This is a genomic window from Phenylobacterium sp. Root1290 (assembly GCF_001425305.1).
Taxonomy (GTDB): Bacteria; Pseudomonadota; Alphaproteobacteria; order Caulobacterales; family Caulobacteraceae; genus Phenylobacterium.
In genome coordinates this window covers 112,720-125,924 of sequence record NZ_LMEE01000005.1, presented here as the reverse complement: position 1 = coordinate 125,924, position 13,205 = coordinate 112,720, and the positions used below count along the sequence as shown (strand labels likewise).

At 69.9% G+C, this 13,205-nt stretch carries 17 protein-coding genes; 7 read left to right on the top strand and 10 right to left on the bottom strand.

From position 1 onward, the window contains the following. Nucleotides 1-62: 62 nt before the first annotated feature. Nucleotides 63-467: a GFA family protein gene (locus tag ASC79_RS19895; protein WP_056026487.1), complete on the top strand. Its 405-nt coding sequence runs from the start codon at nucleotides 63-65 to the stop codon at nucleotides 465-467. Nucleotides 468-473: 6 nt separating this feature from the next. On the opposite strand, the gene ASC79_RS19890 is transcribed toward ASC79_RS19895, so the two are convergent. After that, complete coding sequence (locus ASC79_RS19890; protein ID WP_056026479.1) at nucleotides 474-1,247, bottom strand: GNAT family N-acetyltransferase; 774 nt, start codon at nucleotides 1,245-1,247, stop codon at nucleotides 474-476. 18 nt (nucleotides 1,248-1,265) lie between these two features. Then, complete coding sequence (locus ASC79_RS19885; protein ID WP_056026476.1) at nucleotides 1,266-1,610, bottom strand: DUF2200 domain-containing protein; 345 nt, start codon at nucleotides 1,608-1,610, stop codon at nucleotides 1,266-1,268. Nucleotides 1,611-1,716: 106 nt separating this feature from the next. On the opposite strand from ASC79_RS19885, the gene ASC79_RS19880 reads away from it, so the two are divergent. After that, nucleotides 1,717-2,604: a DMT family transporter gene (locus ASC79_RS19880; RefSeq protein ID WP_056026473.1), complete on the top strand. Its 888-nt coding sequence runs from the start codon at nucleotides 1,717-1,719 to the stop codon at nucleotides 2,602-2,604. Here the strand turns inward: ASC79_RS19880 and ASC79_RS19875 are convergent. The 5 genes from ASC79_RS19875 to ASC79_RS19855 all read right to left on the bottom strand — a co-directional run bounded on the left by ASC79_RS19875 (nucleotide 2,601) and on the right by ASC79_RS19855 (nucleotide 6,374). Continuing rightward, on the bottom strand, nucleotides 2,601-3,395 hold the full coding sequence (locus tag ASC79_RS19875) for a TSUP family transporter (protein WP_156378500.1): 795 nt from the start codon (nucleotides 3,393-3,395) through the stop codon (nucleotides 2,601-2,603). The two genes, ASC79_RS19880 and ASC79_RS19875, sit on opposite strands and share 4 nt — an antisense overlap. A 118-nt stretch (nucleotides 3,396-3,513) precedes the next feature. Beyond that, entirely contained in the window at nucleotides 3,514-3,888 is a 375-nt protein-coding gene (locus tag ASC79_RS19870; RefSeq protein ID WP_056026470.1) for a VOC family protein, read from the bottom strand. 90 nt (nucleotides 3,889-3,978) lie between these two features. Continuing rightward, the gene (locus tag ASC79_RS19865; RefSeq protein ID WP_056026469.1) at nucleotides 3,979-4,638 is read right to left on the bottom strand and encodes a peroxiredoxin; all 660 of its coding nucleotides are present in this window, start codon (nucleotides 4,636-4,638) and stop codon (nucleotides 3,979-3,981) included. Between the two features lie 69 nt (nucleotides 4,639-4,707). Next, nucleotides 4,708-6,087, bottom strand: coding sequence for an amidohydrolase family protein (locus tag ASC79_RS19860; RefSeq protein WP_056026466.1), 1,380 nt, complete (start codon nucleotides 6,085-6,087; stop codon nucleotides 4,708-4,710). 80 nt (nucleotides 6,088-6,167) lie between these two features. After that, entirely contained in the window at nucleotides 6,168-6,374 is a 207-nt protein-coding gene (locus ASC79_RS19855; RefSeq protein WP_056026463.1) for a hypothetical protein, read from the bottom strand. A 177-nt stretch (nucleotides 6,375-6,551) separates the two neighbouring features. On the opposite strand from ASC79_RS19855, the gene ASC79_RS19850 reads away from it, so the two are divergent. Further along, nucleotides 6,552-7,775, top strand: coding sequence for an FAD-binding oxidoreductase (locus tag ASC79_RS19850; RefSeq protein WP_056026462.1), 1,224 nt, complete (start codon nucleotides 6,552-6,554; stop codon nucleotides 7,773-7,775). Here ASC79_RS19850 and ASC79_RS19845 read toward each other — a convergent pair. Beyond that, a complete protein-coding gene (locus ASC79_RS19845; RefSeq protein ID WP_056026459.1) occupies nucleotides 7,772-8,641 on the bottom strand; it encodes an alpha/beta fold hydrolase in 870 nt (289 codons plus the stop codon). The two genes, ASC79_RS19850 and ASC79_RS19845, sit on opposite strands and share 4 nt — an antisense overlap. A 77-nt stretch (nucleotides 8,642-8,718) precedes the next feature. Beyond that, entirely contained in the window at nucleotides 8,719-9,204 is a 486-nt protein-coding gene (locus ASC79_RS19840; protein WP_156378499.1) for a hypothetical protein, read from the bottom strand. A 516-nt stretch (nucleotides 9,205-9,720) separates the two neighbouring features. On the opposite strand from ASC79_RS19840, the gene ASC79_RS19835 reads away from it, so the two are divergent. The 3 genes from ASC79_RS19835 to ASC79_RS19825 all read left to right on the top strand — a co-directional run bounded on the left by ASC79_RS19835 (nucleotide 9,721) and on the right by ASC79_RS19825 (nucleotide 10,971). Further along, entirely contained in the window at nucleotides 9,721-10,362 is a 642-nt protein-coding gene (locus ASC79_RS19835) for a DUF4142 domain-containing protein (RefSeq protein ID WP_056026452.1), read from the top strand. Nucleotides 10,363-10,462: 100 nt separating this feature from the next. Beyond that, complete coding sequence (locus tag ASC79_RS19830; protein WP_200937251.1) at nucleotides 10,463-10,669, top strand: type II toxin-antitoxin system CcdA family antitoxin; 207 nt, start codon at nucleotides 10,463-10,465, stop codon at nucleotides 10,667-10,669. Next, nucleotides 10,669-10,971, top strand: a complete 303-nt coding sequence (locus ASC79_RS19825) for a CcdB family protein (protein ID WP_056026447.1) — start codon at nucleotides 10,669-10,671, stop codon at nucleotides 10,969-10,971. The genes ASC79_RS19830 and ASC79_RS19825 overlap by 1 nt, the downstream gene beginning before the upstream one ends. Nucleotides 10,972-11,013: 42 nt before the next feature. On the opposite strand, the gene ASC79_RS19820 is transcribed toward ASC79_RS19825, so the two are convergent. Further along, nucleotides 11,014-12,255, bottom strand: coding sequence for a hydrolase (locus tag ASC79_RS19820; RefSeq protein WP_056026445.1), 1,242 nt, complete (start codon nucleotides 12,253-12,255; stop codon nucleotides 11,014-11,016). 65 nt (nucleotides 12,256-12,320) lie between these two features. Here ASC79_RS19820 and ASC79_RS19815 point away from each other — a divergent pair, with 65 nt between their 5' ends. Next, complete coding sequence (locus tag ASC79_RS19815; protein WP_056026442.1) at nucleotides 12,321-13,205, top strand: glyoxylate/hydroxypyruvate reductase A; 885 nt, start codon at nucleotides 12,321-12,323, stop codon at nucleotides 13,203-13,205.

The following is a 13,205-nucleotide window of genomic DNA, read 5'->3' as shown; positions in this document are numbered from 1 at the left end:
GCCGAGTTGACCTGTTGTCGTCCCAAACGCCACTGTGCTCGGAAAACGCTCGGAGGCGACCTGTGCTGACTGGATCTTGCCTGTGCGGCCGATTGGCCTACGAGGTCGACGCCGAGATCGATGGCGTCATCCACTGCCACTGCGAAACCTGCCGCAAGGCCCATGGCGCCGCCTTCTCCAGCCTCGCCGCGGCGCCACGGGAGCGGTTCAGATGGATCCGGGGCGAGGACGTCCGCAAGTCGTTCGAGTCATCGCCCGGCAAGCATCGGCACTTCTGCTCGGAGTGCGGCTCCCAGCTGGTAGCCGAGCGGGACGGCGCCCCGGCCGTCATGCTCCGGCTCGGAGGCCTCGACACGCCTATCCACGTCGAGCGCCAGTGGCACATTTGGCGCTCCGACGGCGCGAGTTGGTACGATCCCAGCGTCGCGCTGCCGGAGCTCCCCGAAGGCTTTCCGCCGCAGAAGTAGCCCGAGCTAACCGCGCTCGACGCTCGACGCCGGCAGCACCCACGCCGAAAGCTCGGCGATCTGCTCGAAGCCGAGACTCGCATAGAGCGGCCGGCCCGCCTCGGTGGCGCCCAGGTGAAAGCGCACCACGCCGCGCCGCCGATAGTCGTCAATGATCTGACTCAGCAGGGCGCGCCCCATGCCTTTGCGCTGGTGCTCAGGCGGCGTGGCCATCAGCGTGATCCCCGCGGTGTCGCCCGTCGGGGTCACCGAGACGGTGCACATGGGTCCTTCGTCGCCCCAGGCGATGTAGGTCGCCACGCCCGAGGTCTCGGTGATGCTCACTTCGAGACACCTGGCGACGACATCGCGTGGCTCGTCGAAGGCGGCGGCGATCAGATCCCCTGCGATGCCGACCAACTCCGGCCCCAGCGCACGGACGATCTTCGTAGGGCGGCCGGGCTGAACGGCGACATCTGGACGAAGCACCATCAGCGGCGCAGTGCCGACAGCGGCCAGTCCCAGCCCCGTCGCCACCGGCGCAAGGCTCTGCGCCACATGCGGGCTCATGATGGCCGTGAGCGGCCTGTTCCGCTCCTTCGCCCGGGCCACCGATCGAACAAGGAAGCCTTCGACATCGGGGTCGGCCCCCAGGATCAGCCTGTTGTGGTCGGCCAGCGGCTCATCGGTCAGGCCCAGGACGCAGCTGCGCGTCACGTGCAGCTCGATCCCAGGCGCCGCGATCATCTGCGCGACCAGCGCCCGCACGCAGAGCCGGATCAGCTCTTCGGTCTCGTCCATGGATCCCCCCGCCCGATCCTACTTCCGCAGGATCTTCTCCATCGCCTTGCCCTTGGCGAGTTCGTCGACCAGCTTATCCAGGTAGCGGATTTCGCGCATGATCGGCTCCTCGATGTTCTCCACCCGCACGCCGCAGACCACGCCCGTGATCAGCGAGCGCGCCGGGTTCATCGCCGGCGCCTGGGCGAAGAAGTCCTCGAAACTGGCGTCCATCCGCGCGTCGAGCTCCCCGGCGCCGTATCCGGTCAGCCAGCAGATTATCTCGTCGACTTCCGCCTTGGTGCGCCCCTTCCGCTCGGCCTTGGCGATGTAGGCCGGATAGACCTTCGCGACGCTCATGGCGTAGATCTTGTGCTTGGTCATGCGCGCTCCTCGGGCGAGCGGCCAGCCTAGCGGGTCCCGGACGCGGTTGTCGCGCCCCGGGCAAGACCTCTCGCCATCTCCCGGCGAATAGGGCACGAAGCGCCCCATGAAGCGCCTCGCCTTTCTTGCTCTGTTCGCCGCGGGCGCCTTCTGGGGGCTGGGCTTTCCCCTGGGCAAGCTCGCCCTGCGCGAGACCGACGCCGCGCACATGGTGCTGCTTCGCTTCGCGGTCGCCGCCCTCGCCGCCGCGCCCTTCGCCTTCCGCGACACCCAGACCCGGGCGCTGTTCCGCTCGCCGCCGGTGCTGCTGGCCGGCGCGCTCTACGGCGTGGCCTTCATGGTCCAGTTCGAGGGCCTGGCCCATGTCAGCGTCACCCTGGCCGCGCTGCTGGTCGGCGCCATGCCGGCCCTGATCGCCGTCTCCGCCCGCCTCCTCGGCGAAAAGGTCAGCCGCGCCTCCTGGGCCGGCGTCGCCGCCGCCACGCTCGGGGCGGCGCTGATCGCCGGCAGGCCGGACGCCGGCTCCTCGCCTTTCGGCGTCGCCCTGTCGCTGATCGCCCTGCTGATCTTCCTGGCCTGGCTGCTGGTCCTGCGTCGCGCGCCTCAGGCGGCCAGCCCGATGGCGATCCCGGCCGTCACGGTCGTGGTCGCCGCCCTGACCATCCTGCCCATCGCGCTGATCATGCACGGCCCGCCGAAGCTTGACCTCAGTACGGCGGCCTGGGCCGGCATCGTCGGCCAGGGCGTGCTCTCGACCCTGATCGCCACCGCCGCCTGGCAGTTCGGCTCGGCCAGGGTCGGCGCCGCCAGCGCCGGGGTGTTCATCAACATCGAACCGCTGATGGGCGCGGGGATCGGCGTCGCCCTGTTCGGCGATCAGCTGACGCTGGCCCTGGCGGGCGGCGGCCTGCTGATCATCGCCGGAAGCCTGGCCGTGGTGTTGGGCGAACGCTCGACTCCGGCCATCGACACCCCCGCCCCGACGCCCGCCTAGGCCAGCAGTCCGGCGATCATCATCCGCAGCGGATTGGCCGGGTCGGCCAGCAGCTTGACCGTCATGGCCAGCGAGATCACCACCAGCAGCGGCCGGATCAGCCTTGGCCCCCAGCGCATCGCCGCGCGAGAGCCCAGCCGCCCGCCGATGAACTGGCCCACGGCCATCGCCGCCCCCAGCGCCCACAGCACATGGCCGCCCATCCCCAGCACCACCACCGAGACGACGTTGCTGGTCAGGTTCAGCACCTTGGTGTGCGCCGTCGCCCGCACCAGCCCCATGCCCAGCAGGGTCACAAGGCTCAGGGTGTAGAACGACCCGGCGCCCGGCCCGAAGAAGCCGTCGTAGAAGCCGATTCCGCCGGCGACCAGGCCATAGCCGACGCTCCCCAGCCGCGCATGCCGCTCCTGCTCGCCGACCTTGGGCCCCAGCAGGAAGTAGAGCGCGATCGCCACCAGCATCACCGGCAGCAGCAGCATCAGCCAGCGGGTGTCGACCACCATCACCGCCAGCGCGCCGGCCACAGCCCCGACCAGGGCCATGACCAGCGGGACCTTGATGACCTCCAGGTCGATCCGCCCCGCGCGCCAGAAGGTCCAGGTCGCCGAGGCGGTGCCGATGCTGCCCTGGACCTTGTTGGTGGCGATGGCCGAGACGGGATCGATCCCCGCCGCCAGCAACGCCGGCACGGTGATCAGTCCGCCACCGCCTGCGATCGCATCGACAAACCCCGCCGCCAGCGCCGCGACGCACAATAGCGCCACGACCTCCGGCCCCAACTCAGCGAACAAAACGGCCCCTCCAGAAGGCCGTTGCTATAGGCCCGCCGCGGCAGGGCCTCAAGTTGCAGCTCGAGCTGTCCATCCCGGCCCTCGGCTGCGCCGAAACCGGGATGACACCCGTAGAGAGCTACATCCGGTGCAGGGCGCAGAGCTTGTTGCCGTCCGGATCGCGCAGATAGGCCAGGTACAGCTTGCCCGTCGTGCCGGCGCGCACGCCCGGCGGCTCCTCAATGCTGACGCCGCCGGCGGCCACGCCTGCGGCGTGCCAGGCGTCGGCCTGCTCGGAACTGGCGCAGTTGAAGCCGACAGTGCTCCCGTTACCGATCGTCGCCGCCTCGCCGTCGATCGGCAGCGACACCGCAAACACCCCGGTCGGCGTCATGTAGAACACCCGATGGCCGTCGACGAACCCCGGCGACACGCCCAGCGAGCCCAGCAACGAGTCGTAGAATCCCTTGGCGCGGTCGAGGTCATTGGTGCCGACCATCACGTGCGAGAACATGGCGCTTCCCCTTCTTGTCCCGGCTTGCTGCCGGCGGCCGACGCTACCACCACGGGTCGAGCCGTTGGAAGGGTCTCGAACGGGTCGCGGCTACTTCGGCTGCGGCACCAGGCGGAGGTAGGGGCGCGGCGCATCCCAGCCGCCCGGATAGATCGTCTTGGCTTCGTCGTCGGACACCGAGCCGGCGATGATCACCTTGTCGCCGTGCTTCCAGTTCACCGGCGTCGCCACACGGTGCTTGGCGGTCAGCTGCATCGAGTCCAGCACCCGCAGGATCTCGTCGAAGTTGCGGCCCGTGGTCATCGGATAGGCCAGCATCAGCTTGATGCGCTTGTCGGGGCCGATGATGAACACCGTGCGCACGGTGGCGTTGTCGGCGGCGGTGCGGCCGTCCGAACCGCCTTCGATCTCCTCGGGCAGCATGTTGTAGAGCTTGGAGACCGCCAGATCGGTGTCGCCGATCATCGGAAAGTTCGGGGCGGTTCCTTGCGTCTCGGCGATGTCCTGCGCCCAGCGGGCGTGGTTGTCGACCGGATCGACCGACAGGCCGATGATCTTGGTGTTCCGCTTGTCGAACTCGGGCTTCAGCTTGGCCATGTAGCCCAGCTCGGTCGTGCAGACCGGCGTGAAGTCCTTGGGGTGGGAGAACAGGATCGCCCAGCTGTCGCCGATCCAGTCGTGGAAGTTGATCTTCCCCTCAGTGGTCTCGGCCGTGAAGTTCGGCGCCTCGCCATTGATACGGAGTGACATCGCTATTCCCTTCTTTTTCCGGCGCGCACACGAGGCGCCGACCACCGACCATGCCAATTCGGCGCAGGATCAGTTGGAGACCAGGTCCTTGTAGATCTTGCCGTCCTTCATGATCACCAGGAAATTCCGCTCCGGGTCGGTGACCAGCTTGATGTCCTGCAGCGGGTCGCCGTTCACCAGCAGCAGGTCGGCGAACGCCCCCTCCTCCACCACGCCGATGGCGCCCGGATAGGGATTCCGCAGCCCGGTGGTCTCGCGCAGCATCTGGCCGTTGGTCGAGGTCGCCATGATCAGCGCCTCGGCGGGCGTGTACCAGCGCGTCAGGTCCACCAGACCCTGCGCCTGCCGCGCGGCCAGGGCCGGTGAGAACAGGATGTCGGTGCCGAACGCGGTCTTGATCTTGTACTTGCGGACCAGCTTGTAGACGTTGTCGGTTCCTGACACGACCTGGGCCAGCTTCGCCTGCTCGCTTGGCCCCATGCCGGCCGCCATCGACAGGTCCACGAACGGCTGCGTGCTCAGCCAGACGCCCTTCTCGGCGATCAGCCGGGCGGTCGGCTCGTCCATCAGGTGGCCATGCTCGATGCAGCGCACCCCCGCGGCGATCGCCCGCTGCATCGAGGCGGACGTATAGGTGTGGGTGCAGACCACCGTCCCCCAGTTCTCCGCCGCCTCGACGGCGGCCCGCAGCTCGGCCTCGGTGAAGGTCGACACGTCCAGCGGGCTGAACGGCGAGGCCACGCCGCCCCCGGCGGTCAGCTTGACTTGCGAGGCGCCCTGCATCAGCTGCTCGCGGGCGCGCAGGCGCACCTCGTCCGGGCTGTCGGCGATCATCGCCCCGCCTAGCACCTCGATACGGCTGTGCTCGCCCATCGCCCGCGGCAGTTCCGGCAAGGTCCGAAAGTCGCCATGTCCGCTGGTGACCGAGATCATCGCTCCCGACGGATAGATCCGCGGCCCGACCAGCACGCCCTCGTCGATCGCCCGCTTCAGGGAAAAGCTCGGCCCGCCCATGTCGCGGACCGTCGTGAAGCCGCGCATCAGCGTCGCCTCGGCCTCGGCGCCCGCCAGCAGGGTGGTGTAGCCGACGTCGCTGACCAGCATCACCTGCGGCGTCGCCCGGATCAGCATCGTGTGCCAGTGCAGGTCGGTCAGGCCCGGCATCAGCACCCGCCCGCCGCCGTCGATGACCCGCGCGCCGGGGCCGGCGTCGATCGGACTGCTGGAGATCTTCTGGATCACCTTGCCCGAGACCAGCACGTTCGAGGGACCCAACAGCACCCCGCTCTTGCCGTTGAAGATGCGTACGTTCTGGAACAGCGTCGCCGCGTTATCGGCGGCCGCGGCCGGCGGCGCCTGGTCGGCGCGGGCGGCCGGCCCGGCGCCCAGGACCATGGCCAGCGCCGCAAGCGCGCCCGCCAAGACAGAAGACCGACCGGCAAGGATCATGCTCGACGTCCCTTCGTTCCGCGCAGGGCGCCGACCGCCCAGCCCCAATCACCCGCGCCCCATCGCGCGCTCAGCTCAGTTCAGCGCGGCGGCGCCTTGTTGCGGGCGATGACCTTCAGCACCACCAGCACCACGCCCAGCGCCGCCAGGGCCAGCCCGACCAGCGTCGCGAACGGCCCGGCGTCGAACACGCCGAACAGGACCAGGGCCAGACCGACCACAATCAGCAAAAGACCGATGAGATACTTCGCCAGCAGCGCGCCGGCGCCTGGGGGTGCAGCAGCCATGATGGCCCTCGCTGAACAGTCCCCCTCATTCGCGGAACGGCGATACTTCACCTTGGTTCCCGCCAGAGGCGCGCGCGCAACCAAAAGGTGAGCCAAGGGCGTCCGGCGCCTTCCCCGCTGTCGGGCGTTGGAGCTCACGGCCCGCGCCCGGCGGGTCGCCAGCGGCGGAGATCGACATTGGCGCTTACCGAACACCTGGACCTTCGCGGCGGCCGGCCGTGCTGGCAGGCCGACGCCCCCGACGCCGCGCCCTCCTCGGCTCAGCCAGACCGCGACGTCGACGTCGCCATCGTCGGCGCCGGGGTGATGGGCGCGATGCTGGCCGAGCGGCTGACCCGCCAGGGCGCCAGCGTCCTGGTCCTCGACCGCCGCACGCCCAGCACCGGCGCCACCTCGGCCTCGACCGCCCTGGTCATGTGGGCCGCCGACACCCCCCTGACCCACCTGGCCGAGGATGTCGGCTGGGAGCAGGCCGCCCGCCGCTGGCGCCGCGTCCATGCCGCCGTCCAGGCGCTGGACGCCGACATCCGCAGCCTTGACCTCGACTGCGCCTGGACCGCACGGCCCGAGCTCTATCTCGACGGCGACCTGCTGGACGCCCAAGGCCTGCAGGCCGAGGCCGACGCCCGCCGCCGCGCGGGCCTGCCCTCGACCTTTCTCTCCGCCGCCGAGGTCGAACAGCGCTTCGGCATACCCGGCCGCCCGGCCCTGCTGTCGGACGGCGCGTTCGAGGTCGATCCCGTCGCCCTGACGCTCGGCCTGCTCGCCGCGGCCCAGGCGCGCGGCGCGGCCTGCGTCTACCCCGCCGACGTGGTCAGCCTGGAAAGCGGCGTCGAGGGCGTGCGCCTGCACCTCGCCGACGGGCGGGTCGTGAGCGCCGCCCAGGTCGTGCTCGCCACCGGCTACGAGGCCGCGCGCCCCGCCCTGCCCGCCAGCTTCGGCCTGATTTCCAGCTTCGCCATCGCCACGCCCCCAGGCGTCGCGCCGCGCTGGCGCGACAACGCCCTGATCTGGGAAGCCTCGGAGTCCTACCTCTACGCCCGCGCCACCCGCGACGGCCGGGTAATCGTCGGCGGCGAGGACGAGGACTTCGCCGACGCCGGGCGCCGCGACCGCCTGATCCCCGAGAAGGCGCAGGTCCTGGCCCGGCGCGGCGGCGCCTTGATCGGCGACGCGCCCCTGCCCGTCGACTGCGCCTGGGGCGCGACCTTCGGGACCTCCCCCGACGGCCTTCCGGCCGTCGGCCCGGTCCGCGGCCAGCGCCACGTCTGGCTCGCCAGCGGCTTCGGCGGCAACGGCGTCAGCTTCGCCCGCCTGGGCGCCGAACTGCTCGCCGGCCAGCTCGCGGGCGAGCCGCAGGCCGACGACGCCGACTTCTCGCCCTACCGGTTCGAGGCCTAGCTCGCCAGGAACGCCTCGGTCTCGGCCATGAACTGATCGAGCTTGTCGTGGTGCACCCAGTGGCCGGCGCCCTCGAAGTTCACCAGCCGCGCATCGCGGAAGTTCTTGATCCGACCGTCCTTGACCGGGTCCGACGCCCAGGATTCCTCGCCGCGCATCAGCAGCACCGGCGCGGTGATGTTGCGCCACAGCTGGTGCTGGTCGTCATGCGACAGGCCGCCGACCCCGCCCCACCGCGCATGGTTGTCGAATTTCCAGGAGAAGGTGCCGTCCTCGTTCTGGTGCGCGCCATAGACGGTCAGGTGCCGGGCCTGCTCGGCCGACAGGTGCGGGTTCTCCTCGGCCATGCGGGTGACGGCCTCCTCGATGCTCGCATAGCGGCGCGGCGCGCGGCCCGAGTTCTCGCGGCGGTCGGAGATCCAGCTGCGCAGCCGCTCGTCCACCGACTTCTTGGCCTGCTGCGCCATCACCTTCGGCGACGGGCCCAGGCCCTCGATGGCGACGATCTTCTTCACCTGCTCGGGGAACGCCCCGCTGTAGTTCAGGCAGATCCCCGCCCCCATCGAGTGGGAGATGATCGTCACCGGGGCCAGGCCCTTCTGATGCACGATCTGGGCGATATCATAGAGATAGGCGCTCATGTCATAGCCGCCGCCGATGGCCCAGGCGCTGTCGCCATGGCCGCGCAGGTCGGGCGCAATCACGTGATAGCGGTCGCGCAGCCGCTCGGCGACCCAGTCCCAGTTGCGGCAATGATCACGCCCGCCATGCACCAGCAGCAGCGGCGGCGCGCTCTCGTTGCCCCAGTCCACATAGTGCAGGCGCAGGCGCTGGGAAAAATAGAAGTGGGACGTCGGGCCTTGCATGGGAGTCTCCGCGGTGGCGGCCGACGCTTAGCACCGGCGCCCCGGCCAGCTCCACCACTGGAAATCTCCAGGCGGCCTTAGAACACCTCCAGCCAGCGGTCGTTGTCGGCGTCGGGATTGGACTTGCCCAGGCAGACCAGGCCATCCCGCGCCCTGGTCTCCTTGCCGCGCGTCAGCTCCCAACGCAGCTGCTTGCAGGCGAACGGCCCCACCGCCTCGGCGCTGACCGCGGTGATCTTCCCGACCGAGGCGCGCCCCCGCCAGTTCAGCGACTGCCCGACCTCCAGCGCCCCCAGGGCGCTGTCAAAGGCCCACATGTCCCGCAGACCCAGGAACTTGTTGGCCGCGGTGTCGAAGCTCACCCCGCCCTCGCAGTCGTCGCACGACACCTCGCCGAACGCCTTGAAGGCGCTCTTCTGGGCCTCCAGCGCCGCATCGAACTTCAACTGCCCGGGCCGCCGAACCTTCGGATCGCCCAGATTGATCGGCTGCGGCCCGCTCGCGGCCTGCGCCGCCGACGCGACGGCAAGGACGACGGCGGTCGCCAAAATATGATGCTTCACAAAGGCCTCCCTGGATTGCTCCACCAGAGACTGCCCCACGCGGCCGTCGGCGGCGCGGCCGCGTCGACGGAGGCCGGGCTGGATCGACGGAGCGACGAAATGGGCCTGGGGCGGGACGAAGCGGGGCCAGGCGCGCGCCGCGCGTGAGTCGCGAGGGCGCAAGTGAACCAGGCCGCTGAGGGCTCGTTTGAGACCTTGAGAGCGTCTCCTGTCCGGCAGCGGCCCTAAGGCGAAGGTCGCAAGGTCTGCGAATCGGCGCCCGCGCGGCGACTACATGAGCTCAAACGTCCCTGGGCTGCTTCCGACACTCCCGCAACCAAGTTGCGCTGTTCCGTGGGAGCAGTCGCGCACGTGCGGGGCGGCGTCCAATGTAGATGACCCGCCGGCCGTGGAGGCGCGGGGGAGAGGGTCGCGCGCCTAGCAACAAATTCCACCGCATCTTCGGGTTTACCCTGCTACCGCGCGGGCGACCTTACTGCGACGTTTCCCTGGGTTAGTCCTGAGGGAGACGCGACAATGAAGCATGCCACATTTCTCGCGGCCGCGGCCGCTTCAGCGCTCGCGCTAGGCGCCTGTCAGAGACAGGAGGCCGCACAGGACGCAAGCGTTCCGGAGGCTCCGCCGACCCAGGCCGCCCCCGCCGTTGCGCAAGCCACGCCTCCGCCCAGCGTTGAGGAAATAACCCCCATCGAACCGCTGGTGGTGACTGCCCCCGCCACCCCGGGCACGCCCAGCACAGCGACCCTCCTTTGGGGCGTAACCCTGACGAACCTGTACGAAGTCCAAGCCGGGAAGATCGCCGAAACGAAGGCCCAGTCTCCCGCCGTGAAGAGCTTCGCAAAGACGATGGTCACCGACCACCCGGCGATGACGAACCAGATGACCCAGCTCTTCAAGGCCACGAACGAAGAGATTCCCACCGAGCTTGGCCCGCGCGGCAAAAGCATGATCAACGCCCTGAACGCGGCCCGCCCAGAGGATTTCGACAAGGTCTACCTCGAGCAGCAACGAGCCGCGCAGCAGGCGGAGCTATCCCTCCTGCGGGACTATGCCGCCGCCGGAGAAAGTTCAGAGATCAAGCCAGCGGCCGCAAAGGCGGCTCTCTTGGTCCAGGCCCACCTCGACAAGGTGCGCGAACTGCAGGCCACGGCGAAATAGCGCCGTCGCCTCTGCGACGACTGAAATATCGTTGAAAGCACCCCGTACGTGCGCGTAATTTATGCGCATGGACAACGCGCACCCTACTAGTCGCCAGCGATTGAACCTGACCCTCCCAGCCCCGCTGGTCGAGGAAGCCAAGGCCCTTGGCCTGAACCTCTCCCGCGCCTGCGAGAGCGGCCTGGAAGCCGCCGTCGCGGCCGAGCGGGCGCGGCGCTGGCAAGCTGACAACCGCCCGTTCTTCGACTGGTACAACGCCAAGGTGGAAACGGATGGCCTGGTGCTGGCCGAGTATCGGCAGTTCTGATGAAGCATGGCGTCTACCGGCTTCCGAGCGGCGTGCTGGTCGTGGACGTGCAGTCTGACCTGCTGAATCCCACAAGCACCCGCGTGGTCGTGCCGCTCATTGCGGCGCCGGACCTGCCAGGCTCACAGCCGGGACGGCTGACGCCCGTCTTCGAGGTCGAGGGCCAAAGGGTCATGCTCTTGCCGCTGCAGATGGCCGCCATACCTCTTCGCGAGCTCGGACATCAGCCTCTGCGCATGCTCACCGAAGACGAGGCCTACGCCGTGAGCGGCGCGCTCGGCGTACTGTTCGAGGGCGTCTAGCAAAGTCCGCCTTCGAGCCACACCTGCTCCGAGCCCAGCCCCCTACCCCATCGCCGCCTTGATCTCCGCCGCCGGGATCTCGCCGCTCGCCAGCTTGGCCAGGATCAGCGCCGAGAGCTGCGCGCGCTCGACGAAGCTCTCGGGCCAGGCGTATTCGTCGTGCGAGTGGATGTCGCCGCCGCGCACTCCCAGGGTGTCGACATTGGGCAGGCCGGCGGCGAACAGGTTGTTGCCCTCGCACACCCCGCCGGAGGGGGCCCAGGTGATCTCCTGGCCGATCAGGGCGCCGGCGTCCTTCACCGCCCCGAACAGCTGCTGCTGGGCCGGGGTGAACGGCTTGGCCGGGCGGGTGAAACCGCCGTGCAGTTCGGCGGCGATCCCCTCGGCCGCCGTCGCTGCGACCTGGCCCTTCACATAGTCCAGCGCCCACTCTCCCGCCGCGGCGTCGGGCAGGCGGATGTTGAAGCGCACCACGGCCACGTCCGGCACCATGTTCAGCGGCCCGCCGCCGTCGATGCGCGCGACGTTCAAGGTCACGCCCTCGCGCTGGCCGTTGGCGGCGGCCAGCCGCACCGCCAGGTCGGCGGCCGCGGCGACGGCGTTGCGTCCCTTGTCGAAGTCGCGCCCCGCATGGGCCGCGCGCCCGCGCACCACGACATGGAAATTGCCCGAGCCCTTGCGCTGGGCGGCCAGCGCCCCGCCGGCCATGGCCGGCTCGTAGGTCAGGCCCACATGCCCGCCCGCCGCCAGGCGCGCCAGCACCGGGCCTGAGGCCAGCGAGCCGATCTCCTCGTCCGGCGACAGCAGCACCCGGTAGCCGACCTCGCCCCGGTCGGGGTGATCCTCGAACGCCCGCAGCGCCGCCAGCATGACGCTGATCCCGCCCTTCATGTCGGCCAGGCCCGGCCCGTTCAGCGCCCCGTCGGCCCGCTTGGTCACCGCCGTGAACGGGGTCCCGGCCGGATAGACCGTGTCGTAGTGCCCGGTCAGCACCACCTGCACGCGCGCCTGCGGGCGCACGGTCAGCATCAGAGCGTCGGGATGGACCTGGGCGGTCAGGCTCCCGTCGGCGGCGACCTCGTGGCTGTCGGCCAGGGATACGTTCTCGACCTCGCCCGGCAGCTCGCCCATCGCCGCCTCCAGAACGGCGCGCTGAGCCTCCAGTCCCGGCAGGTTCCGGCTGCCTGACGATAGGGCGCACCATTCCACGGCGCGGCCCAGAATCTCCGATTCCTCCCCGGCAAGCCGCTCGAGGATGGATGAATCTTGCGCGGTCAGTTTCATGGCTGCGAGCCTCGCCCCCAAAAGCGGGCTCGCGCAAGGCCCCATCGGGAGGTTACTGGAAGCCCATGGCCATAACCTTCCTGAATCGCCTTTCATCGGCAGCCGAAACCCGCTGGCTGGAGGCGCTGCGCGCCGCCCTGCCGGACGAGACGATCACCACCGAGCCCTCGGCCGACACCGACATCGCCGTGGTCGCCAATCCCGGGCGCGGCGTGCTGGGCAGCCTGCCGAACCTGGCCTTCGTACAGTCGGCCTGGGCCGGGGTCGACGGGCTGCTGGACGACCCCGACCTGCCGGCCGCGCCGATCGCCCGGCTGATCGATCCCAGCCTCGCTGCGCAGATGGCCCAGGCGGTCGCCGCCCACGTGCTGGCCCTGCACCGCCAGGCCCCCGCCTACGCCGCCCAGCAGCGGCGCGGCCTCTGGCGGCAGTTGCCGCAGGCCCCGGCCAGCGAGCGCCGTGTCGGCTTCCTCGGCTATGGCGAACTGGCCAGCGCCAGCGCCAACCTGCTGGAATCCATCGGCTTTCAGACCTATGGCTGGAGCCGCCGGCTGGGCGACCTCGACACCCTGCTGGCCACCAGCGACTATGTGGTCAACCTGCTGCCGCTGACCGACCGCACCCGCGGCATCCTCTGCGGGCCGGTGTTTGCGAAGATGAAGCGCGGCGCGGCGGTGATCAACGTCGCCCGCGGCGGCCACCTGGTCGAGCAGGACCTGATCGCGGCCCTCGACGCCGGGGCGCTCTCCCACGCCGTCCTCGACGTGTTCGACGCCGAGCCCCTGCCCCGCAACCACGCGTTCTGGTCCCACCCCCAGATCACCGTGACGCCGCACGTCGCCGCCGTCACCGACCCGGTCTCGGCCAGCGCCTTCATCGCCGCCAACATCGCCCGCTTCCGCGCCGGCCAGCCGGTCGAAGGCCTGGTCAGCCGCAAGGCCGGGTACTGA